The organism is Streptomyces tremellae, from assembly GCF_039540215.1.
Classification (GTDB): domain Bacteria; phylum Actinomycetota; class Actinomycetes; order Streptomycetales; family Streptomycetaceae; genus Streptomyces; species Streptomyces tremellae.
Genome location: NZ_BAABEP010000032.1, coordinates 20,365 through 42,917 on the forward strand (window position 1 = coordinate 20,365; position 22,553 = coordinate 42,917).

A 22,553-nucleotide genomic window follows, 5' to 3' on the forward strand; every position below is an offset into this window, starting at 1 on the left:
GCGCGCCGGGCCAGGGAAAGGGCCGTGGCGCGGACCCCCGTGCGGGGTTCCGGGCCACGGCCCCTGTGCTGTGCGCGCTCAGGCCTCCGGCTGCTGCGCCGGCTTCGCCGAGCGGGTGCGGCGGCGGCGCGGCTTCGCCTCCGCCTCGGACGCCGCCGGCGCCTCGGCCGCGGCGGGTGCCGCCTCCGCCTGCGACGCCACCGTGCGCGTACGGCGCCTGCGGGGCTTCGCGGGCGCGTCGTCCGCGGCCACGTCCGGTGCCTCCGCGGGCGCCGGGACAGCGGCTTCCGCCGCCGCGGCGCCGGAGCGGGTACGGCGGCGGCGCCGCGGCGCACGCGCCTCGTCGGCGCCCGTGGCACCGCCCGTGGCACCCTCCGCAGTGTCGGCCGCCTCGACGGCCTCCGTCGCTGCCTCGCCCAGCGACAGCCCGCCCCGGGTGCGGCGCCGCTGCCGTGGCGTACGCGTACGCGCCGGGCGCTCCTCCTGGGGCGCGGCGGGGGCCGGGGCGCCGCGGCGGCCACGGCCGCCCGTCTCGCCCAGGTCCTCGACCTGCTCGGCCGCGAGGCCCGCGCGGGTCCGCTCGGCCCGAGGGAGGATGCCCCTGGTGCCCTCGGGGATCGACAGTTCCTCGAAGAGGTGCGCCGAGGTGGAGTACGTCTCCGGCGGGTCGGGGAAGCCCAGGCCGAGCGCCTTGTCGATGAGCTGCCAGCGCGGGATGTCGTCCCAGTCGACGAGGGTGACGGCCGTACCGGTCGCGCCCGCGCGGCCGGTACGGCCGATGCGGTGCAGGTACGTCTTCTCGTCCTCGGGCGACTGGTAGTTGATGACGTGCGTGACGCCCTCGACGTCGATGCCGCGGGCCGCGACGTCCGTGCACACCAGCACGTCGACCTTGCCGTTGCGGAACGCGCGCAGCGCCTGCTCGCGCGCGCCCTGGCCCAGGTCGCCGTGGACCGCGCCCGCGGCGAAGCCGCGCTGCACCAGCTGGTCGGCGATGTCCGCGGCCGTGCGCTTCGTGCGGCAGAAGATCATCGCGAGTCCGCGGCCCTCGGCCTGGAGGATGCGGGCGACCATCTCCGGCTTGTCCATGGAGTGGGCGCGGTAGACGCGCTGCGTGGTCGCGGCCACCGTCGCACCCGCGTCGTCGGGCGACGTGGCGCTGATGTGGGTGGGCTGCGACATGTACCGGCGGGCGAGGCCGATGACCGCGCCCGGCATGGTCGCCGAGAACAGCATCGTCTGGCGGCGCGCGGGAAGCTGCTGGATGATCTTCTCGACATCGGGCAGGAAGCCCAGGTCGAGCATCTCGTCGGCCTCGTCGAGGACGAGGGCCCGCACGTGCGAGAGGTCCAGCTTGCGCTGGCCCACCAGGTCGAGCAGCCGGCCGGGCGTGCCGACGACGACGTCGACGCCCTTCTTCAGCGCCTCGACCTGCGGCTCGTAGGCACGGCCGCCGTAGATGGCGAGGACCCGCACATTGCGGACCTTGCCCGCGGTCAGCAGGTCGTTCGTCACCTGCGTGCACAGCTCGCGCGTCGGCACGACGACCAGGGCCTGCGGCGCGCTCGTCAGCTGCTCGGGGGCAGCGCGGCCCGCCTCCACGTCGGCGGGCACGGTGACGCGCTCAAGCAGCGGGAGGCCGAAGCCGAGGGTCTTGCCCGTGCCGGTCTTGGCCTGGCCGATGACGTCGGTGCCCGAGAGGGCGACCGGGAGTGTCATCTCCTGGATGGGAAAGGGGGATGTGATGCCGACGGCTTCGAGGGCCTCGGCCGTCTCGGGGAGGATCCCGAGATCGCGGAACGTCGTAGTCAGGGTGCTGCCTCTTCCGTGAGGTGCGGTACGAGGCGAACGCTGGGGGGTCCTACCGCGCAACGGTCCGCGCCGGTTCGGCTCGGCCGGCCGTGGAGGGCCGGATGGCGCGGGACCCCTGCCGTCGCTCAAGCGCTCGCGCCGCTCAGGGTGCCCCTCATGTGCGGGTTCGTGTGCTGCTGCGCACGGACCGCGCTGAGGGCGGTCGGGTCGGAGCCGATCGGGCCACCGACCGGGCATCCTCTGGGGGCCTGGCCGAGAACCTCCCGGCGGTCAGGCGCCGTGGTGGCGCACGTCCGTCCCGTCGATCCTCGGTCAAACACTGTGATGGCCCACCACACACTCGGCAGGCGCAATATCACTGTACCCCGGATCCGTGCACATGTGTCGGCCGAAGTTCACCGGCCGCTCCCCGGGCCGCCGAGTACGGGCGTCCTGCGCCCTTCCCGCGCGGACTATTGTGCGGTGACGCGGGTTACGACGAGCACACGAATCGGAAGGTTGGCCGTGGCAGACGCAGACAGCGAGAACACCGGGATCGCCGCGCAGGACTGGGCCACGGCGTCCGCGCAGCCGCAGTACCACGCGGCCGTGGTGGACCTCCTCGGCGCCCTCGCCTACGGCGAACTCGCGGCCTTCGAGCGCCTCGCCGAGGACGCGAAACTCGCGCCGAGCCTCGCCGACAAGGCTGCGCTCGCGCGCATGGCCTCCGCCGAGTTCCACCACTTCGAGCAGCTCACGGAACGGCTCAGCGCCATCGACGCCACCCCCACGGAGGCGATGGAGCCGTTCGCCAGGGCGCTCGACGAGTTCCACCGCCAGACCGCGCCGTCCGACTGGCTCGAAGGCCTGGTCAAGGCGTACGTCGGAGACTCGATCGCGAGCGACTTCTACCGCGAGGTCGCCGCCAGGCTCGACACGGACACCCGCGCGCTGGTCCTCGCCGTGCTCGATGACACGGGACACGGCAACTTCGCCGTGGAGAAGGTGCGGGCCGCCATCGAGGCCGACCCCCGCGTCGGCGGCCGCCTCGCGCTGTGGGCGCGCCGTCTGATGGGCGAGGCGCTCTCGCAGGCCCAGCGGGTGGTCGCGGACCGCGACGCGCTCTCCACGATGCTGGTGGGCGGCGTCGCGGACGGCTTCGACCTCGCCGAGGTCGGCCGGATGTTCTCCCGCATCACCGAGGCCCACACCAAGCGGATGGCGGCCCTCGGCCTCGCCGCGTGACACCCCGCCGGCATCAGGCCGGCCGCCGCGCGGGCGCTACGGCACCGCGCGGTGCGCCGGAGCGGGCGCGGCGGCCTGCGCCGCGGGGCGCAGCAGCAGGGAGACCACCACGGCGGAGACGCCGAGCGACCCCAGCAGGGTGACCAGCACATGTCCGGGGCCCAGCGCCTCGTGCGTGACGTACGCGCCCAGCAGCGCCCCGATGCCGCCCGCGAGCAGCACCAGGCGGCGGGCCGGCAGGCGGTGCGCGAGCAGCACCGCCGCGGCAGCGGCCAGGCCGAGACCGAGCAGGGCAGAACCGAGAATCTCCAGCATCACGGCGATCACCTCGCGGCTCCGGGTGTGGCGCGCCGGGCGAGCGGCCCGTGCGTCCAGCCCGTCATTACCCCGCGTGCCCGGCCGACAACCCTGCGGCGCGCGATGAGCCCGCGATCAGGTGAGGCGAACCCCGGACAGCAGAAGGGCCCGGCAGGGGCGAACCCTGCCGGGCCTTCCGTGTGTCGGCGTCTCGCCCCGGGCGGCGCCTACAGCGGGCCGAAGCCCACCCGGCGCGTCGCCGTCTCGCCGATCTCCACGTACGCGAGCCGGTCCGCCGGCACCAGGACCTTGCGGCCCTTCTCGTCCGTGAGGCTCAGCAGCTGCGCCTTGCCGCCCAGCGCGTCCGCCACCGCGCGTTCGACGTCCTCTGCGGAGTCACCGCTCTCCAGAACGATCTCGCGGGGCGCGTGCTGCACTCCGATCTTGACCTCCACGGCTATGTCCCTCCGACGGTCAGTGCGTTGCGCGGACAGCCGCGCGGTACGCAGCACACATTAGCCCGCGTGGCGGGTGCGGAAGACGCCGCGCGGCCACGCCCGCAGCGAACACGCGGCGGGAACTCAGTGCTGCTCGCCGTGGAGGGGGAAGCCCGCGATGCCCCGCCAGGCCAGCGAGGTCAGCAGGGAGACGGCGCGGTCGCGCGGCACGGGCGAGGCGCTCGACAGCCAGTACCGCGCCACCACCTGCGACACCCCGCCCAGGCCCGTGGCCAGCAGCATCGACTCGTCCCTGGAGAGGCCCGTGTCCTCGGCGATCACGTCGGAGATCGCCTCGGCGCACTGGAGCGTCACCCGGTCCACCCGCTCGCGCACGGCCGGCTCGTTGGTCAGGTCCGACTCGAAGACCAGCCGGAACGCACCGCCCTCGTCCTCCACGTACGCGAAGTACGCGTCCATCGTGGCCTCGACGCGCTGCTTGTTGTCCGTGGTCGACGCCAGCGCCGTGCGCACCGCCTGGAGCAGCGACTCGCAGTGCTGGTCGAGCAGGGCCAGATAGAGCTCAAGCTTGCCGGGGAAGTGCTGGTAGAGCACCGGCTTGCTGACCCCCGCACGCTCCGCGATGTCGTCCATCGCGGCCGCGTGGTACCCCTGGGCCACGAACACTTCCTGCGCCGCGCCGAGCAGCTGGTTGCGCCGGGCGCGGCGTGGAAGCCGCGTCCCGCGCGGGCGCGCCGCCTCCGTCTGCTCCATGGCTTTCACGCCGCCTCCCATATCGTCTGTGCGCCGGGCCGCCTCCGTGGTCCGCAGGCCGCGGGGCGCGCTCGGGCCCCGACTGGCCATCGTACTTTTGGGTAACCCGCTCGTGCGCGGGGAGGCGGCAGAAAATCACCGGCGGCCGGCCGCGGCCTGTCCCGTCGGCGCCGGTCGCGGCCGGACCCGGCGCGGGCCGGCGGCGGTCAGAACTCGCCGCCGGCCCGCGAGGGGGAGGCGGCGGTCAGCGGTAGTCGTCCTCTTCCTCCTCGTCGCCCGCCGGGATGGCCTGCTCGGCGCGGTCGGCCTCGTCCGCCTCGCCGCCCTCTGCCGCGGAGAGCGGCTCGTCCACCTCCGCCCGCAGGCCGGTGCGCTGCTCCGCGGCGTCGGCCTCCGGGGTCTCCGGGGAGAGCTCCGGCTCGCCCGCCTGCTCGGCGAAGGTGTCCGGGTCTTCGGGGTCCACCGGGTTCTGGGGGTGGCTGGGCACCGACATGTGGTTCCTCCGGTCTCGGGTCCGCGGCCGTGTCAGGGTGCGCGTCCCGCGGTCGCGTGCGTTCCGGTCGTACTCCGTACTCCCGGTTGCCCCGTGACGAGCGCGGAAACCGCCCCGTACAAGCCTAGGAGCGGCCACCGGGCGACGCCACACGTGCTGTGACCGCCACCACACGGCCCTGGGCGTGACGTGCTCGTAACATTGCGGGCATGTCTTCGACCGAGCTACCGGAATCCGTCGCAGCCGCCGCGACCCCCCGGGCCGCTCCGGTCCGGGTGGCCGAGGGGGAGGAGCTGAGCACGGTCGCGCTGCCGGGGCTCACCCTCACCGTCCGCGCCAGGACCGCCGCACGGACGGGCCTGCCGCCCGCGCTGTACGTGCACGGTCTCGGCGGGTCGTCGCAGAACTGGTCGGCGCTGATGGCCCTGCTCGCCGACGCCGTCGACGGCGAGGCGGTCGACCTGCCGGGCTTCGGTGACTCGCCGCCGCCCGACGACGGCAACTACTCGGTCTCCGGGCACGCGCGCGCCGTGGTCCGGTTGCTCGACGCCCGCGACCGCGGCCCCGTGCACCTCTTCGCCAACTCGCTCGGCGGCGCCGTCGCCACCCGGGTCGCCGCCGCGCGGCCCGATCTGGTGCGTACCCTGACGCTGGTCTCGCCCGCGCTGCCCGAACTGCGGGTTCAGCGCGGCGCGCTGCCCACCGCGCTGATGGCGGTCCCCGGGGTCACCGCGCTGTTCGCACGCCTCAGCCGGGACTGGACGCCCGAGCAGCGCACCCGCGGTGTGCTCGACCTCTGCTACGGCAACCCGGCGTCGGTGGGCGAGGAGGAGTTCGCCGCGGCGGCCGAGGAGACCGCCCGCCGACTCCAACTCCCTTATTTCTGGGACGCGATGACCCGCTCCGCGCGCGGTATCGTCAACGCGTACACCCTGGGCGGCCAGTACGGGCTGTGGCGGCAGGCCGAACGGGTCCTCGCGCCGACGCTGCTCGTCTACGGGGGCCGGGACCGGCTCGTGTCGTACCGCATGGCGCGCAAGGCGACCCGGGCCTTCCGCGACTCGCGCCTGCTGACGCTGCCCGAGGCGGGGCACGTCGCCATGATGGAATACCCGCGCGAGATCGCGGCGGCGGCGAGGCAGCTCGTCGCCGAGCACGCGGAGGATCCAGCGGGCGGCGCGTAGGCGCCGGGCACGCGAGCGCGACGACGGGAGCTGATCCGGGGAGTGGGACGACACCGCCGCACGGCTCCCTCGGGTCCTGCCGCCGGGCGTCCCGCCGACCCCGCGGCGCGCCCCGCGGACCGAGCCCTCCCGGCGGCCCGCCGGCCCGGGTCCCCCCGGCCGGCCGGTGAGGAGCACGGGCGCGCCGCGGGCGGCGCGGACACGGAAGCCTCCGGTGTGCCGGGGGCGCGCGGCGGCCACCCCGAGCACCCCGAGGCCCTGGGAGCCACGGGAGCCCCGGCAGGGCAGCGGTACGGGGACCGGGCCGCGCACCCCGGAGCCACGGGTGGCGGCCGTACGCTCCGGGCCACGGCGCCGCCCGCCGCGCACGGCGCCGCGCTCCGGGAGCCGGGACCCAGGCCCGAGTACCTCGCGGCCTTCGACGGGCCGCGGGAAGTCCCGGCCCCGCCCCTTTCGGGCGCGGCGGACGGACCCGGGGCGCCCTGCGGCAGGCGCGGGCGCGCTCTCGGCGGCGCCGCGGCGGCCGCGGTCGTCACGGTCCTCGCCCTGGTCGTCGCCGGCCAGTTCCTCGGCAGGCCCGGGGCGCGGTCGGCGGGCGCAGAGGGCGGCGCGGCGCACGCCGGCGGGGCCCGGCCGTCCGCCACGGCGTCCGCCCGCGTGCGGGCCGCGCACGCCCCGGCGCCCACGTACGACCAGCTGATGGCGCGTGTCTTCCCGCTCCCCGCCGACCTCAGGGGGACGGGCCGCTTCACCGCCGTGCCAGGATCCGACCCCGCGCCCGGCACCGGCCGCCGCTACCGCTACCGCGTCGACATCGAGGACGGACTGCCCCTGGACGGGCGGCTGTTCGCCGAGGCCGTGCAGAAGACGCTCAACGACGACCGCAGTTGGGCCCACCACGGGGTAAGGACCTTCGAGCGCGTCTCCAGCGGCAGGCCCGACTTCGTGATCACCCTCGCGAGCCCGGGGACCACCGACGTCTGGTGCGCCAAGTCCGGGCTCGACACCAGCGAGGAGCGCGTCTCCTGCGACTCGGCCGCCACCGAGCGCGTCATGATCAACGCGTACCGGTGGGCGCGCGGCGCGCGGACGTACGGGCCGGGCGCGATGCACGCCTACCGCCAGATGCTGATCAACCACGAGGTCGGCCACCGCCTCGGGCACAACCACGTGAACTGCGCCAGGCCCGGGGCGCTCGCGCCCGTGATGCAGCAGCAGACCAAGTCGCTCGACATCGGCGGCGTCCGCTGCCGCGCCAACCCCTGGCCGTACCCGCGGGGCTGACGGGCCGACCGGCGCGCCCGCCCGGGAGGGCCGCGCGCCGGCGTGCGCCCCGAAGGGCGCGAACGCGCGCGGCGCGGGAAAGTTACGTGCATTCACCCCTTCCGGTGGCGCGACGGACAACCGTCCGCCGCGCCGCCGGTGGATCCGCATACGGTCGTGGCGCAGCGGGTCGCCGGACCGGACGGCGGCCTCCCACACGGAGGAACGGGGGAAGTGTCGTGCGGATCGGACTGCTCACGGATGGTGGCTATCCGTACGCGACCGGTGAGTTGAGGCTCTGGTGCGAACGGCTCGTGCGCGGGCTGCCCGACCACGAGTTCGACGTCCACGCGCTCGTCCGCGACCCCCGGCAGGAGCGCGCGGGCCTCGTCGGGCTCCCGCCCCAGGTGCTCCGGGTGCGTACCGCGCGGCTGTGGGAGCCGGTGGACGGCGGGCGCGCCCACGGCAGGCGCGACCGCCGCAGGTTCGCCGAGCACTTCGCCCAACTCGCCCACTCCCTCTGCGACGAGGGTGCGGCAGACTCCTTCGCGGCCGGCCTCTACGGCCTCGCGGAACTCGCCAGGGAGCGCGGCGGCCTCTGCGCGGCGCTCCGCTCGGAGCGTGCCGTCCGCATCCTCGAATCCGCCTGCCGCGCCCCGGGCGCGCGCCGGGGCGTGCGCGACGCCACCGTGACCGACCACCTCGCCTTCGCCCGCGCCCTCGAACAGGCCCTGCGCCCCCTCAGCCTCGACTGGTACGGCGCGGGCGGGCCCGCGGACGACCGGGAGGCGGAGGACGGGTGGGAGGGCGCGCGGGCGGGCGGACTCGCCGCGGCCGACATCTGCCACGCCACGACCGCGGGCGCCGCCGCCCTCCCGGGGCTGCTGGCCAAACGCTTCTTCGGCACCCCTCTGCTGGTGACCGAGTACGGCGTGGGGCTGCGCGCCCACTACCTCGCGACCGACGGCGCGCGTGAGGACGCCCTGCGCGGCCCCGTACGCGCCCTGCTCGCGGCCTTCCACGGCGGGCTCGCCGCCGAGGTCTACCGCGCCGCCCACCTCGTCACCCCCGGCGACGCGCACACACGCCGCTGGCAGGAGCGGTGCGGCGCCGACCGCGCCAAGCTGCGCACCATCCACCCCGGCCTGGCGGCCGACCGGTTCGCTGAGGTGGGGGAGAGCGACGACGCGGGCGACCCCGACACCCTCGTGTGGACCGGCAGGATCGAACCGGCCAAGGACCTGGTCTCCCTGCTGCACGCCTTCGCGGAGATCCGCAGGCGGCGCCCCGGCACCCGGCTGCGCGTCGTCGGCGCGCCCGCCCAGGGCGGCGAGGCGCACGCCTACCTCGCCCACTGCCGCACCCTCGCCGCGCAGCTCTTCCCCGACGAGGCCCCCGGCGCGTACGCGGTCGGCGAGAACCCCGTCTCCTTCGAGGAGGCGGGCGGCCCAGAGGCGCCCGAGCCCGCGGACGCCTACGCGGGCGCGGGCGTCGCCGTCCTCTCCAGCTCCGTCGAGGGGTTCCCGCTCAGCCTGGTCGAGGCGATGCTCTGCGGCCGCGCGACCGTCTCGACCGACGTCGGGGCCGTGGTCGAGGTCGTCGGCGGCACCGGGCTCGTCGTCCCGCCGCACAACCCCAAGGCGCTCGCGGACGCCTGCCTCGGCCTGCTCGCCGACGACGACCGCAGGCGCAGGCTCGGCGCCGCCGCGCGCTCCCGCGCGCTCGAACTCTTCACCGTCGAACAGAACGTGGCCGCGTTCCGCGCCGCGTACCTCGACGTCCTCTCGCACAGCCCAGGACGTCCCGCGCCCCGTGCCCCCGGCGCGCCGCTGCCCTTCGCCGGTGCCGCGGAGGCGGGCGTCCCGGTCCGCTGGGCCGGGCCCGCCGCCCGCGAGACGGTCGGCGCGGGCGCCGGGAGCCGCGATGTCTGACGGAGGCACGCCCATGGCGACGACCCCGCACGCCGGCCACGGCACCCGCCGGGAGACCAGCGCGCACGCCCCCGTGCGGCGGGGGACGGCCGACCCGGTGAAGGTGCTGCTCCACCGGCACCGTGCGCTCTGCGCGAGCGCCGTCGACCCGCTGGAGATCGCCGCGGGCCTCGAAGCCCACGGCATCACCGACAGGACCGCCCTCACCCGCTTCCGCCACCGCGACGTCTTCACGCTCGCCGAGGAGCTGTACGCCCGGGTGCCGCACGACGAGCCCGCGGGGCCGCAGCCCCCGGCCGCGCCAAAGACCGCGCGGCCCGCCCTCGCGCCCTGGGCGCCGGCCACCCTGCTGCCGGGGCCGGCCGCCGCGCTGATCGAGGCCACGGCCGGCCACACCGAGGGGCCCGCGCGGATCGGCGCGGTGCTCGCAGGGGCGCTCGCGCTGAGCGCCGCCGTCGCGGCGAGCCTGCGCCGCGGCCCGCTGCGCGCGGCCGGCCGCGAGGTGCCGGGCGGCGGGCTGTGGACCGGCTGGCTGCTCGCCTTCGCCGCGTGCGGCGGCGGTGCGCTCGACGCCCTCGCAGGCGTCCGCGCCTTCCACGCGGGCCCCGCGCCCCTGGTCGCGCTCTGCTGCGCCCTGGCCCCCGCCGCCTGGTGCGCACACCTGTTCTCCGTACGGGCGGGGCGCAGGCTCGCACACAGCCGCGACCTCGCGCACTTCGCGGCCGGGACCCGGCCGCTGCTGCTCGCCTCTGTGGCGTTGTACGCGTGCGCCCTGACCGGGATCGCGCTGCTCCTCGCCCGCGCGCAGGGCGGCGGCGCGGGACCCGCGCACGTCGTCGCGCTCGGCGCGCTGCTGCTGCTCGCGCGGCTGCTCGCCGTCCACGGCTTCCCCGGCGCCGCCGCAGCGGGGCTCGCCGCCGCGTGCTGCGTGGAGGCGCTGGCCACCGCCTCCCTCCTCGCGGCGCGGCTGCCCGGCTGCGCCGCGCTCGGCGCGCCGGTCGCCCGGCTCACCGGCGCCTGGGGAGCGGACGCCGTGCCCACCCTCGCCTGCGGCGCCGCGGCGCTCGGGCTCCTCTGCCACGCGGCGGTCACCCTCGCACGGGCCTCGGCCCACACCTGAGGCGGCACAGGGCCCGCCCACCCCCACCCGTCCCCCCTCAGCCACTCATCCACAAAGGAGACACCCCGCCATGACCCCCGAGTCCCGATCCCAGGCCCCCCGGGCCGCCCGGCAGTCAGGAGCGGCGCGATGAGGGTCCTGCTGCTCGGCGCCAACGGCTTCCTCGGCCGGTTCGTCGCCGACCGCCTGCTCGCCGACCCCGCGGTCCACCTGACCGCGCTCGGCCGCGGCGACGACGCCGACGTGCGCTTCGACCTCGCGGGCGGCAGCCCCGGCGCGCTGACCCGCTTCATGGACGCCGTGCACCCCGGCGTCGTCATCAACTGCGCGGGCTCCACCCGGGGCGGCGCGCGCGACCTGATCCGCCACAACACCGTCTCCGTCGCGACGGTGTGCGAGGCGCTGCGGCGCAGCGGCTGCGGCGCCCGCCTCGTCCAGATCGGCTGCGCCTCCGAGTACGGGCCCTCGCAGCCCGGCTCCTCCACCGCGGAGGACGCGCTGCCGCGCCCCGGCGGTCCGTACGGGGTGAGCAAGCTCTCCGCCACCGAACTGGTCCTCGGCTCGGGGCTCGACGCCGTGGTCCTGCGCGTGTTCTCGCCGGTCGGCCCCGGCACCCCAGCGGGTTCACCCCTCGGCCGCCTCGCGGAGGCGATGCGCCGTGCCATGCAGGCCGGCGACGCGGAGCTGAAGCTCGCGGGGCTCGGGGTGCAGCGCGACTTCGTCGATGTGCGGGACGTGGCGCGCGCCGTGCACGCGGCCTCGCTCTCGGCCGCGCAGGGCATCGTCAACATCGGCACGGGCCGCGCCGTCAAGCTCCGCGACGCGGCGGCCGTGCTGGCCCGCGTCGCCGGATACGCGGGCGCGCTCAACGAACTCGACGCGCCACCGCCCGGTGCCCAGCGCCCCCATGTGCACGGCCCGATCGGCGCCCCGCGCGGCGAGCCCGCGGCCGAACACCTGGGCATCGGCCCCTTCCCGTACCCCGACGGCTGCGGCCCCTGGCAGCAGGCCGACGTGCGCACGGCCCGCGACCGGCTCGGCTGGCGCCCGAGGATCGGCCTCGAAGAGTCGCTCGCGGACATCTGGATGGAGGCGGCGTGCCGCATCTGACCAGCGCGGGAAGGAAGTTGTCCGGCACGGCGGCCGGCCGTACGGGCTTCGGCGTGCCGGGGTACGCGCACCCGCTGCTCGCGCCCGTCGAATGGGCCGAGCTGACCCGGCCGGGCACGCCGCTGCACTGGGCCGTGCTCAACGTCGCGGACGGGCCGGGCGCGCGGCCGGACCCGCACTGCCTTGAGGCGGCGGGGCGGCTCACCAACGCGGGCCTCAGGCTGCTGGGCCACCTCGACCTGAAATACGGCATGTACGACTTCGCGGACCTGGTCTGCGACGCGCAGCGCTACGTCGACTGGTACCGCGTGGACGGGTTCTACCTGGACCGGGCGCCCGCCGACCGGGCCGAGCTCGCCGGAGTGAGAAGAGTCACCGCGACGCTGGACGCGGTGCTCGACGGCGGACACCTCGTCCTCGGGCACGGCACCCACCCGTACGCCGGGTACGCGGAGGCCGCCGACCAGTTGGTGACGTACTCGGGGCCCTGGGCCGACTACCGCTGGTCGCAGGCGGCGCCCTGGACCGCGGCCTACACGCAGGACCACTTCGTCCACCTGGTGCACGGCGTGCCGCGCGGGCACCTCGACGAGGCGATGCGCATCGCGCGCTGGCAGGGCGCCGGCACCATCTTCTTCACGGACCGGTCGGACCCCGGGGGCGCGTTCGCCGCGCTGCCCGGGTACTGGGACGAGATCGTCTCGCGCGTCGGACCGGGTATCTCGGAATGAGAAAGCGCGTGGCACTGTTACAGGGAGAACTCGTTAGTGAATGACCTACCCCTGTAGAGGTCCCTGTGTCGTTGCCCCCCTTGGTCGAGCCCGCCGAAGGGCTCACCGTCGACGAGGTCCGCAGGTACTCCCGTCATCTGATCATCCCCGACGTGGGCATGGACGGGCAGAAGCGGCTGAAGAACGCGAAGGTGCTGATCGTGGGCGCCGGCGGACTCGGGTCCCCGGCGCTGATGTACCTGGCGGCGGCCGGTGTCGGCACGCTCGGCATCGTGGAGTTCGACGAGGTGGACGAGTCGAACCTCCAGCGCCAGATCATCCACAGCCAGGCCGACATCGGCCGGTCCAAGGCCGAGTCCGCCCGGGACTCGATCAAGGGCATCAACCCGTACGTGAACGTGGTCCTCCACGAAGAGCGGCTCGAAGCCGAGAACGTGATGGACATCTTCGCGCAGTACGACCTGATCGTGGACGGGACGGACAACTTCGCCACCCGCTACCTGGTCAACGACGCCTGCGTGCTGCTGAACAAGCCGTACATCTGGGGTTCGATCTACCGGTTCGACGGCCAGGCCAGCGTGTTCTGGTCCGAGCACGGGCCCTGCTACCGCTGCCTGTACCCGGAGCCGCCCCCGCCGGGCATGGTCCCCTCCTGCGCCGAGGGCGGCGTGCTGGGCGTGCTGTGCGCGTCCATCGGGTCCATCCAGGTCAACGAGGCGATCAAGCTCCTCGCGGGCATCGGCGAGCCGCTGGTCGGCCGGCTGATGATCTACGACGCCCTGGAGATGCAGTACCGCCAGGTGAAGGTCCGCAAGGACCCGAACTGCGCGGTCTGCGGCGAGAACCCGACGGTCACCGAGCTGATCGACTACGAGGCGTTCTGCGGGGTCGTGTCGGAGGAGGCCCAGGAGGCGGCGGCCGGTTCGACGATCACTCCCAAGCAGCTCAAGGAGTGGATCGACGACGGCGAGAACATCGAGATCATCGACGTCCGCGAGCCGAACGAGTACGAGATCGTCTCGATCCCCGGCGCGAAGCTGATCCCCAAGGACCAGTTCCTGCTGGGCAACGCGCTGGAGACACTGCCCCAGGACCGGAAGATCGTCCTGCACTGCAAGACCGGTGTCCGCAGTGCGGAGGTGCTCGCGGTGCTGAAGTCGGCGGGCTTCTCCGACGCGGTGCACGTCGGCGGCGGCGTCATCGGCTGGGTCAACCAGATCGAACCGAGCAAGCCGGTCTACTAGACCGCGCTGTCTCCGGGGGAGGGGCCGGTCCGCGCACGTGCGCGGACCGGCCCCTCCCCCGTGTGCTCCCCGCGCAGGTCAGCGGCAGACCGTGCCGGCCTTCGGCACCGTGCCGTCCAGCAGGTACGCGTTGACGGTGCGCTGCACGCAGGCGCTGCCGCTGTCGTACGCGCCGTGGCCCTGCCCCTTGTACGTCAACTCGACGGCGACGCCCTTGCCGAGGGCCTTCTCCATCGCCTTGGCGCCCTCGTACGGCGTCGCGGGGTCGCCGGTGTTGCCGACGACCAGGACCGGGCCCGCGCCGGGCGCGCTGACGTCCGGGTGCGTCCAGCGCCCCGGCACCGGCCACTTGGTGCAGCTGAGCATCCCCCAGCCGAGCAGGTCGCCGAAGGCGGGGGACGCCTTGCGGAACTCGGGCAGCCGCTCGCGGGTCTCGGCCACGCTGAACCGCTGCTTGGAGTCGAGGCAGTTGACGGCCGCGTTGGCTGCCTGCGTGTTGCTGTAGCGGCCGTGCTCGTCGCGGCCGTTGAGCGAGTCGGACAGCGCGAGGAGCAGGGCGCCGTTCCCGCCGTGCGCCTCGTCGAGGCCCTGTTCGAGCAGCGGCCAGAAGTCCTTGGAGTACAGCGCCTCGACCACGCCGTTGGTGCCCTCGGTCTGGGTGAGCCTGCGTCCGCCGATGCCCGCGACCGGGTGGGCGTCGAGGCCGCGCAGCAGCTTCACCACGAAGGACTCGACCTGCCGCGGGGTGGAGCCGGGCAGCCGGCAGGCGTCGCCGCGCGCCACGCAGTCCTCGGCGAAGTTGTCCAGGGCGAGCTGGAACCCCTTTGCCTGGCCGAGCGCGCCCTGCTCCGCGTCCTGCGTCGGGTCGACGACCCCGTCGAACACGGCGCGCCCGAGGCGGGTGGGGAAGAGGTGCGCGTAGACGCCGCCGAGTTCGGTGCCGTACGAGATGCCGAAGTAGTACAGCTTCTTGTCGCCGAGGACCTGCCGCATCAGGTCCAGGTCGCGCGCGGTCTCCGTCGTGCCCACGTGCGGGAGTTGGCGCGGCGAGCGCCGCTCGCACGCGGCGGCGTACCGCGCGAGGCCCGCCGTGTACGCCTTCTGCTCCGCGGCCGTGTCGGGGGTGGCGTCCTGCGCGTAGAACGTGTCGAGCCGCCGGTCGTCCTCGCACTGCACCGGGGCGCTGCCGCCGACGCCGCGCGGGTCGAAGCTGACCAGGTCGTAGCGCGCCCTGAGCTTCTCGTAGTCCTTGGCGAACGACGGCAGCCCCGTGACGCCGGAGCCGCCGGGGCCGCCGAAGTTGAAGACGAGGGAGCCGATGCGGTGCTTCTGGTCGACGGCCTTCGCGCGGATGAGGGCGAGGCGCAGGGTGCCGGCCGAGGGGTGCGCGTAGTCGAGCGGCACGGCCATGGTGGCGCACTGCCAGCGGGTGCCGCCCGGCAGCGGCTTGGGGGCTGCGCCGCCGCCCTGCGCGACGTTCGGGGCGGTGCAGGCGCGCCAGTCGGGCTTCTGCGTGCCGAGGTCGCTGGGCGCGGGGGAGGCCCCCGAGTCGCCCGCCGAGGAGGCGGCGGGCGCCGCGGAGCGGTTGGTTCCGCTGTCGGAGCACCCGGCGAGCGCGACGAGGGAGAGTACGGACACGGCGGCGACCAGGGATCTGCGCATGTCCCCATGCTCGGTGCGCGCCCCAGGACCCGCCCGTGGCCGCGGTCCAAGCGGGTGGCGGGGCCGCGGCCGGGCCCAGGCGCGCGCGGCTACAGGGAGCCTCTGCGGGTGAGCTGGTTGAAGCAGACCCAGCCGGGCAGCACCGGCAGCCACAGCGTCATCAGGCGGAACAGCAGCACCGCGGGCGCCGCGACCTCCTTCGGCAGGCCTACCGCGAGCAGGCCGAGCGTCAGGGCGCCGTCGATGGCGCCCACACCGCCGGGCGTCGGGGCGGCCGAGCCGATCGCGTTGCCCGCGAGGAAGACCACCGCGATGCTCGCGTAGCTCAGCTGCTGGGCGCCGTCGTCGAACGCGCGGATCGACGCGTCGAGGCACATCACGAACATGCCCGTGAGCAGCAGCTGCCCGCCGATGCCCGTCGCCAGCTTCATCGGCTGCTGGAGCACGTCGAGCATGCGCGGCACGACCCCGGCGAACAGCGACCGCAGCCGCGTCACCACGAACTTCCGCAGGAACGGGATGGCCGTCACCACGAGCACCAGCACCGCGACCGTCAGCAGCCCGGCGATCACCGTCCTCGACGGCGTCAGCGACGTCGTCTTCTCCGTGCCCGTCAGATAGCCGAAGGCCGCGAGGAGCAGGATGTGCGCGCCGAGCCCGAACAGCTGCGACGCGCCCACGCTCGCCACCGCGAGCCCCGGACGCACGCCGGAGCGCTGGAGGAAGCGCGTGTTCAGGGCGACCCCGCCGACCGCGGCGGGCGCGACGATCTTCACGAAGGACCCGGCGACCTGCGCCGACACCGTACGCAGGAACGCCACCCGCTCCGGCACGAAGCCGAGCAGGCTCATCGCGGCCGCCACGTACGACAGCGCGGAGAACGCCACCGCAGCCGCCACCCAGCCCCAGTGCGCCTGGCTGACGACCATGCCGAAGTCCAGCTGCGTGAGCTGCGACAGCAGGAAGTACGCGGCGATCGCGCCCGCGATGAAGCCGATCAGCGTGCGCGGCCTGATCCGCTCCAGGCGCACGGGCTCCACCGGCGCCTGCGGCCTGATCAGCAGGACCTGCTTGCGGATCTGCGAGAGCAGGTCCTCCTCGCGCGCCTCGTCGAGCGCGTCGTCTATGGCGCGCTTCTCCGCCTGCTTCTCCTGCCGCAGCGACTTGCGCACGGCCTTCCTGCCGCCGTCGGCGGCGGCTGCCGCCTCCGCGACGCGGGCCTTCTTGTTCGCGTCGGACGCTTCGAGCACCGCGTCGCGCTCCCGCTGCGCGCGCTCCCTGGCGAGCCTGCGCAGCGTCGCCCTGGTGGAGCGGCTCAGCGCGATCGGCTGGAGCAGCGGCAGGCAGTCGGCGACCGCGTCGGGCCCGAGCACCTCGACGGCTGCGGCCACGGAGCGCTCGGCACCCACCCGCAGCCCGATCGTGGTGAGCAGCTGCGCGGTGTCCATGCGCAGCACCACGTCGCCCGCGGCGATCTCGCCGCCGCGCAGCTCGGTGAGGATGACCCCGCCCGCCCGGTCCACGAGCAGCGCGTCGCCGGTCAGCCCGCGGTGCGCGATGCGCCGCGACTGGAGGTGGCGCACCTGCTCCCAGGCGCCGCGCACCAGCTCGTCGGTGATCTCGGCGTCCGTCAGCGCGTCCAGGGTCCGGCCGCCGAGGTGCTCGTACACGAGCATGACCGCGTCGGGGCCGAGCTCGGAGGTGGCGATCAGCTTCGGGGCGCGGGCGCCGGCCGCGATCGCCGCGTACGCGAGCAGCGCCTCCTGCTCCAGGGCCTGGCGCAGCGAGGGGATGGAGCGGCGCGAGGTGATGGAGCGCAGCGTCAGCCTGCGCCACACGCGGTAGAAGAACCCCTGCGCCTGCTGTTCGCGGTCGACGACGGTGACGTCGAGCGGAGCGCCGTCCTCCAGGGAGACGAAGTAGCGCCGCCCCCGGTCGCCCGCCTCGACCGACTCGGCACCTGGCTCCTCCGCGCGCATCGCGCTGACCGGGCGGAAGCCGACCCGGCGCAGGCCCGCCATCAGGGTCTGGCCCGTGGGCCGCACATTGGGCGAGCCGACCGCGTAGAGGGTGCCGTACGCGACGGTCCAGCCGATCATCACGGTCAGCACGATCGAGAACGGCGTGGTGTACCCGGCGACCAGCATGGCGAACGCGTCGAGCAGCAGCACCGCCCACAGCACCACGCGCCAGCGCGGTCTGCGGGCCATCCCGACCGCCGTCATGTACGCGATAACCGGAGCGAGGTAGCCGTGCACGGGGTCGGTGGCGCCGCTGCCCGCCTGCGGCAGCGTCAGCGCGTCCTGGAGGGCGTGCGGGGCGGCGCGCGCCACCCACAGGTCGGTGGCGAGGGTCACGCCGTGCGCCAGCACGGCCGCGAGCACCCCGTCCGCGATGCGCAGCCCGTCGCGTTTGATCAGCCGCTCGATCGCGAAGGCGACCGGCACGAGCAGCACCGCGATGCTGGAGAGCAGGCCCGCGAACTTCGCCAGCAGGTCGGGCGCCTGGCCGGTACCCCTGCTGATGTCGTGTTCGAGACCCGAGGTGGTGCCGTGCGCGAAGGCCGCGAGCAGCAGGATCAGCGCGATCGCGAGCAGCCCCACGAGCAGGCGCAGCAGGTCGGAGGGGCGGTGCACCCGGGCGGCGAGCAGCGGCTCGTCGCCGGAGACGCGGTCGGTGTGGGGCACGCCGTCCTCGTCGCAGGCGGGCTCGGTCTCGGCGCGCACGACCTCGGGGTCGTCGGTGCCGGTGCCCGCGGCGGTCGCGCCGAGCGCGTCCCGCGGGGCGCCGCCGGTGCCGTCCTCCCGGTCCGCGCCGCCGTCCGCGCCGTTCGCGTCGCCTGCCGTGAAGCCCGCGGGGGACCCGGTGCCGCCGTCCGCGCCGCGCGGCGTGCCGTCCGCGGTGCCGTCCGCTGCGGGCCTGGCCCGCTCCCCGGCCCCGCGGGTCGCCTCAGCGCCGGAGTGGCCCTCGGCCCCGGCAGACCTCCCGGCCTGCCCCTCCGTCGCGTCCGTCTCTTCTCGGTCTCGTATCACCAGTCACCGCCCGCACGATGGTGGCACGCGAGGCCCGCGTACGGGAGCAACACGGGGCGTTGCGCGGGCCCGGCCGAGCCCACGCCTTCCGGTTTGCGCGGAAAAGCAGGGATTGGTCCGGTGCGGGGCCGCTGTCGGCGGGGTGAGGCAGGATGGGACGGATGAGGCGCCAGGAGGAGCGGGACAGCGGACGGGGCGAGGGCCGGGCGGTGCAGCCGTCCGGCCCCGGCGAGCTGCCTTTGTACGCGGAGCGGGTGCTCGACGTGGCCGAGCTGGTCCCGCCGGGCCGCGTCATGACGTACGGCGACGTCGCCGAGTGGCTCGACGAGGGCGGCCCGCGGCAGGTCGGCCGGGTGATGGCGCTCTACGGGGCCGCCGTCCCCTGGTGGCGGGTGGTGCGCTCCGACGGGGTGCTGCTGCCGGGCCACGAGCTGCGCGCGCTCGACGCCTACCGCGCGGAGGGCACGCCCCTGCGCGAGGCCCCGCGCTCCGCCGAGGGCCACCTGCCGCGCCTCGACATGAAGCGCGCCCGGTGGGACGGCGGCGCGGGGGACGGCGGCGGGCAGGCCGCGCGGGGCGCGGGCGATCGGTCTCACATATGACAGTTTCCGCCATCGTGGTGCGTGGTGGGGGCACCTGGGCCGCCTCGTCTGTTCCGTACGACTGCCCGCGCCGCACCGGCCCGCGGGCGTAACGTCGCCCGCGGGCGTCCCGCGCGGCGGGGCGGCCGTCCGTCCGTGCGCCCCCGGTGGCCTCCGCACCTGGCCAAGCACCTCCCGATGCACGCGCCCTCGCGCGTGCGTACCGTCGTCCCCTCCGTCCGCGGAGCGGGACCCTGCCCCTCGAACGTCGCAGCTTCCAGGACCGGCGAAATCCACGTGAGTCTCCCCACCGTCACCGGCCGCCCCCCGCACACCGGGGCGCGGCAGCGCGGCACCGGCACGTTCCGGCTGGTGCGCACCGCGCCCGCCGCGCCGGCCCCTCCCGTACTGGACGCGGACCAGCGCGCCGTGGTTGAGCACGGCGCGGGACCGCTGCTGGTGCTCGCGGGCCCCGGCACAGGAAAGACCACGACGCTGGTCGAGTCGGTCGCCGAGCGGGTCGCCCGGGGCACGGACCCCGCGCGGATCCTGGTGCTCACCTTCAGCCGCAAGGCCGCGGTCCAGCTCCGCGACCGGATGGCGGGGCGGCTCGGCGGGGCGCGCGCCCCGCAGGCCACGACGTTCCACTCGTTCTGCTACGCGCTGGTACGCGCCCACCAGGACGCCGACCTGTTCGCCGAGCCCCTGCGGCTGCTCTCGGGGCCCGAGCAGGACGTCGCCGTGCGCGACCTGCTCGCCGGCCAGATCGACCTGGCGCGCGAGGGCCGACCCCGCGCCGGCTGGCCGGGCGACCTGCGGGCCTGTCTGACCACCCGCGGCTTCGCCGACGAGGTGCGCGCCGTGCTCGCGCGCAGCAGGGAGCTGGGACTCGGCCCCGACGAGCTCGCCGCGTTCGCCGCCCGCACCGGGCGCCCCGACTGGGGGGCCGCGGCCGCGTTCCTCGCCGAGTACCTGGACGTGCTCGACCTCCAGGGCGTCCTGGACTACGCGGAACTCGTGCACCGCGCGGCGCTGCTCGCCCGGCGGCCGAGGACCGGGGCGCGGCTCGCCGACGCGTACGACGCGGTCTTCGTGGACGAGTACCAGGACACCGACCCCGCCCAGGTCCGGCTGCTGCGGGCGCTCGCCGGCGGCGGCCGCACCCTGGTCGCGTTCGGCGACCCGGACCAGTCGATCTACGCGTTCCGCGGCGCCGACATCAACGGCATCCTCGACTTCCCCGCCGCCTTCCCGCGCCGCGACGGCACCCCCGCGCCGGTCGCGGTGCTCACCCGCACCCGCCGCTCCGGCACCCGGCTGCTCGCGGCGACCCGCGAGGTCGCCCGCAGGATGCCGCTGCCCCGCCTGCCCCAGCGCGCGGTGCGCGCCCACCGCGAGCCCGAGCCGGTGCGCGAGGGCGGCCGGGTCGAGGCGTACACCTTCCCCACGCCCTCCGCCGAGCTGGACACCGTCGCGGACATCCTGCGCAGGGCCCACCTGGAGGACGGGGTGCCCTGGGGTGAGATGGCGGTCCTGGTCCGCGCGGGCGGCCGCACGATCCCCTCGATGCGGCGCGCCCTGACCTCCGCGGGCGTCCCGCTCGACGTGGACGGCGACGACGTGCCGCTGCGCCACGAGCCCGCGGTGGCGCCGCTGCTCGCCGCGCTGCGCGCCGCGGCGACGGGGGCGCTGCGGCCGGCGGAGACCGCGGGGGAGCCCGGCGCCCCCGCCACCGAGACCGCTCCCGCCACCGAGACAGCCCCCGCCACCGAGACCGCTCCCGCCACCGAGACCGCCCTCGCGCTGCTGACCTCGCCGCTCGGCGGGATGGACGCCGCCGACCTGCGGCGCCTCGGCCGCGCCCTGCGCGACGACGAGCGCCTCGCGGGCAACCCGCTGCCCCCGCCCTCCGACGAACTCCTGGCGCGGGCGCTCGCCGAGCCCGAGCGGCTCGTCGTCCACGACACGTACGCGCGCGGCGCGCGGCGCCTCGGCGTACTGCTCCGCGAGGCCCGCGAGCTGCTGCGCGGCGGCGGCACCGCGGAGGAGGCCCTGTGGATCCTGTGGGACGGTACGCCCTGGCCCGCCAGGCTTGAGCGGACCGCGCTGCGCGGCGGGCCCGCCGGCCGCAACGCGGACCGCGACCTGGACGCGGTGTGCGCGCTGTTCGAGGCCGCGGCACGCGCCGAGGAGCGCATCGGCGGGCGCGGTGCTCTCAACTTCCTTGAGGAACTCGACGCGCAGGACATCGCCGCCGACACCCTCGGCCGCAGGGCGGCGCGCCCCGACGCCGTGCGCCTGATGACGGCACACCGCGCCAAGGGCCTTGAGTGGCGGCTCGTCGTCGTCGCGGGCGTCCAGGAGGGGCTCTGGCCCGACCTGCGGCGCCGCGGCTCGCTGCTCGAAGCCGACCGCATCGGCCGCGACGGCCTCGCCGAACCCCTCACCCCGGGCGCGCTGCTCACCGAGGAGCGCAGGCTGTTCTACACCGCCGCGACCCGCGCCCGCGACCGGCTCGTCGTCACCGCGGTGAAGTCCGCGGCGGACGACGGCGACCAGCCGTCCAGGTTCCTCGCGGAACTCGGCGTCGAGCCCCGCGACACGACCGCCCGCCCTCGCCGCCCGCTCGCCGTCGCGCCGCTCGTCGCCGAGCTGCGGGCCACCACCGTCGACCCGGCGGCGAGCCCCGCGCTGCGGGACGCGGCGGCCCGCCGCCTCGCCCGCCTCGCCGCGCTCAGGGACGAGGAGGGCACCGCGCTGGTGCCCGCCGCGCACCCCGACAGCTGGTGGGGTCTTTACGAGCCGACGCACAGCGCCCTGCCGCTGCGCGAGCGCGACCGGCCGGTCGCGCTCTCCGGCAGCGCGCTCGACCAGCTCGCCAACACCTGCGCGCTCCAGTGGTTCCTCGGCCGCGAGGTGAAGGCCGACGCGCCCGCGACCGCCGCCCAGGGGTTCGGCAACGTGCTGCACGTACTCGCCGACGAGGTCGCCTCCGGGCGCACGCCCGCCGACCTCGCCGTCCTGATGGAGCGGCTCGACACCGTCTGGGACGGCCTCGCCTTCGACGCGCCGTGGAAGTCCCGGCAGGAGAAGGACCAGGCGCGCGCCGCCCTCGAACGCTTCCTGCGCTGGCACGCCACCGACCGCGGCGGACGGCGCACCGTCGCCACGGAGCACGCCTTCGACGTGAGCATCGCGGCGGGGGAGTACGAGGTGCGGATCAGGGGCTCCATGGACCGCGTCGAGGCCGACGACGGGGGCCGGGCGTACGTCGTCGACTTCAAGACCGGCAAGCAGGCCCCCACGAAGGACGAGGTCGCGCACCACGCGCAGCTCGCGGTCTACCAGCTCGCGGTCGGCGAGGGCGCGGTCGACGGCGCCTTCGAGGGCCGCCGCCCCGAGCCGGGCGGCGCAGAACTGGTCCAGCTGCGGCAGGGCGCCCCCGCGCGCGAGGGCGGCGACGCCCTGCCGAGGGTCCAGGCGCAGGAGCCGCTCAGCGGCGACTGGGCGCCGAGGCTGCTCGCCGAGGCTGCCGGCCGGGTCCTCGACGAACGCTTCACCCCCACCCCTGGTGGCCACTGCGCCCACTGCGCGTTCCGCGCCGCGTGCAGCGCCCAGCCGGAGGGGCGCCACGTGGTGGAGTGACGCCGGGGGTGCC

General features: G+C 75.6%; 17 protein-coding genes. 10 read left to right on the forward strand and 7 right to left on the reverse strand.

Going from position 1 to position 22,553, the window contains the following annotated elements:
* Nucleotides 1-78 precede the first annotated feature (78 nt).
* Nucleotides 79-1,719: a DEAD/DEAH box helicase gene (locus ABEA77_RS21075; protein ID WP_345649820.1), complete on the reverse strand. Its 1,641-nt coding sequence runs from the start codon at nucleotides 1,717-1,719 to the stop codon at nucleotides 79-81.
* 591 nt (nucleotides 1,720-2,310) lie between these two features.
* Here ABEA77_RS21075 and ABEA77_RS21080 point away from each other — a divergent pair.
* Nucleotides 2,311-3,036, forward strand: a complete 726-nt coding sequence (locus ABEA77_RS21080; RefSeq protein ID WP_425588342.1) for a ferritin-like fold-containing protein — start codon at nucleotides 2,311-2,313, stop codon at nucleotides 3,034-3,036.
* A 36-nt stretch (nucleotides 3,037-3,072) separates the two neighbouring features.
* Here ABEA77_RS21080 and ABEA77_RS21085 read toward each other — a convergent pair whose 3' ends face one another.
* From ABEA77_RS21085 to ABEA77_RS21100, 4 genes are all read right to left on the reverse strand, one after another.
* Nucleotides 3,073-3,351, reverse strand: a complete 279-nt coding sequence (locus ABEA77_RS21085; RefSeq protein WP_345649825.1) for a hypothetical protein — start codon at nucleotides 3,349-3,351, stop codon at nucleotides 3,073-3,075.
* Nucleotides 3,352-3,560: 209 nt separating this feature from the next.
* Nucleotides 3,561-3,788, reverse strand: a complete 228-nt coding sequence (locus ABEA77_RS21090) for a DUF3107 domain-containing protein (protein WP_345649828.1) — start codon at nucleotides 3,786-3,788, stop codon at nucleotides 3,561-3,563.
* Between the two features lie 126 nt (nucleotides 3,789-3,914).
* A complete protein-coding gene (locus tag ABEA77_RS21095) occupies nucleotides 3,915-4,553 on the reverse strand; it encodes a TetR/AcrR family transcriptional regulator (RefSeq protein ID WP_345649831.1) in 639 nt (212 codons plus the stop codon).
* 235 nt (nucleotides 4,554-4,788) lie between these two features.
* The gene (locus ABEA77_RS21100) at nucleotides 4,789-5,037 is read right to left on the reverse strand and encodes a hypothetical protein (protein WP_345649834.1); all 249 of its coding nucleotides are present in this window, start codon (nucleotides 5,035-5,037) and stop codon (nucleotides 4,789-4,791) included.
* Nucleotides 5,038-5,246: 209 nt separating this feature from the next.
* Here ABEA77_RS21100 and ABEA77_RS21105 point away from each other — a divergent pair, with 209 nt between their 5' ends.
* The 7 genes from ABEA77_RS21105 (at nucleotide 5,247) to moeZ (ending at nucleotide 13,620) form a co-directional block, all read left to right on the forward strand.
* Nucleotides 5,247-6,221, forward strand: a complete 975-nt coding sequence (locus tag ABEA77_RS21105) for an alpha/beta fold hydrolase (protein ID WP_345649837.1) — start codon at nucleotides 5,247-5,249, stop codon at nucleotides 6,219-6,221.
* A gap of 216 nt (nucleotides 6,222-6,437) precedes the next feature.
* The gene (locus ABEA77_RS21110; protein ID WP_425588343.1) at nucleotides 6,438-7,505 is read left to right on the forward strand and encodes a DUF3152 domain-containing protein; all 1,068 of its coding nucleotides are present in this window, start codon (nucleotides 6,438-6,440) and stop codon (nucleotides 7,503-7,505) included.
* A 218-nt stretch (nucleotides 7,506-7,723) separates the two neighbouring features.
* Nucleotides 7,724-9,415 (forward strand): DUF3492 domain-containing protein, encoded by a 1,692-nt coding sequence (locus ABEA77_RS21115; RefSeq protein WP_345649843.1) that lies wholly within the window; start codon nucleotides 7,724-7,726, stop codon nucleotides 9,413-9,415.
* A 13-nt stretch (nucleotides 9,416-9,428) separates the two neighbouring features.
* Nucleotides 9,429-10,535, forward strand: a complete 1,107-nt coding sequence (locus ABEA77_RS21120) for a hypothetical protein (RefSeq protein ID WP_345649846.1) — start codon at nucleotides 9,429-9,431, stop codon at nucleotides 10,533-10,535.
* Nucleotides 10,536-10,664: 129 nt separating this feature from the next.
* A complete protein-coding gene (locus tag ABEA77_RS21125) occupies nucleotides 10,665-11,645 on the forward strand; it encodes an SDR family oxidoreductase (RefSeq protein ID WP_345649849.1) in 981 nt (326 codons plus the stop codon).
* Nucleotides 11,633-12,376, forward strand: coding sequence for a spherulation-specific family 4 protein (locus tag ABEA77_RS21130; protein ID WP_345649852.1), 744 nt, complete (start codon nucleotides 11,633-11,635; stop codon nucleotides 12,374-12,376). Before ABEA77_RS21125 ends, ABEA77_RS21130 begins: the two co-directional genes overlap by 13 nt.
* Before the next feature lie 65 nt (nucleotides 12,377-12,441).
* Nucleotides 12,442-13,620: an adenylyltransferase/sulfurtransferase MoeZ gene (gene moeZ, locus ABEA77_RS21135; protein WP_345649855.1), complete on the forward strand. Its 1,179-nt coding sequence runs from the start codon at nucleotides 12,442-12,444 to the stop codon at nucleotides 13,618-13,620.
* A gap of 78 nt (nucleotides 13,621-13,698) precedes the next feature.
* On the opposite strand, the gene ABEA77_RS21140 is transcribed toward moeZ, so the two are convergent.
* Complete coding sequence (locus ABEA77_RS21140; protein ID WP_345649858.1) at nucleotides 13,699-15,282, reverse strand: alpha/beta hydrolase; 1,584 nt, start codon at nucleotides 15,280-15,282, stop codon at nucleotides 13,699-13,701.
* 89 nt (nucleotides 15,283-15,371) lie between these two features.
* Nucleotides 15,372-18,008: a lysylphosphatidylglycerol synthase transmembrane domain-containing protein gene (locus ABEA77_RS21145; protein WP_425588348.1), complete on the reverse strand. Its 2,637-nt coding sequence runs from the start codon at nucleotides 18,006-18,008 to the stop codon at nucleotides 15,372-15,374.
* A 467-nt stretch (nucleotides 18,009-18,475) separates the two neighbouring features.
* Here ABEA77_RS21145 and ABEA77_RS21150 point away from each other — a divergent pair, with 467 nt between their 5' ends.
* Both ABEA77_RS21150 and ABEA77_RS21155 read left to right on the forward strand, forming a co-directional pair.
* A complete protein-coding gene (locus ABEA77_RS21150) occupies nucleotides 18,476-18,916 on the forward strand; it encodes an MGMT family protein (protein ID WP_345649864.1) in 441 nt (146 codons plus the stop codon).
* Nucleotides 18,917-19,192: 276 nt separating this feature from the next.
* Nucleotides 19,193-22,540, forward strand: a complete 3,348-nt coding sequence (locus ABEA77_RS21155; RefSeq protein ID WP_345649867.1) for an ATP-dependent helicase — start codon at nucleotides 19,193-19,195, stop codon at nucleotides 22,538-22,540.
* Nucleotides 22,541-22,553 lie beyond the last annotated feature (13 nt).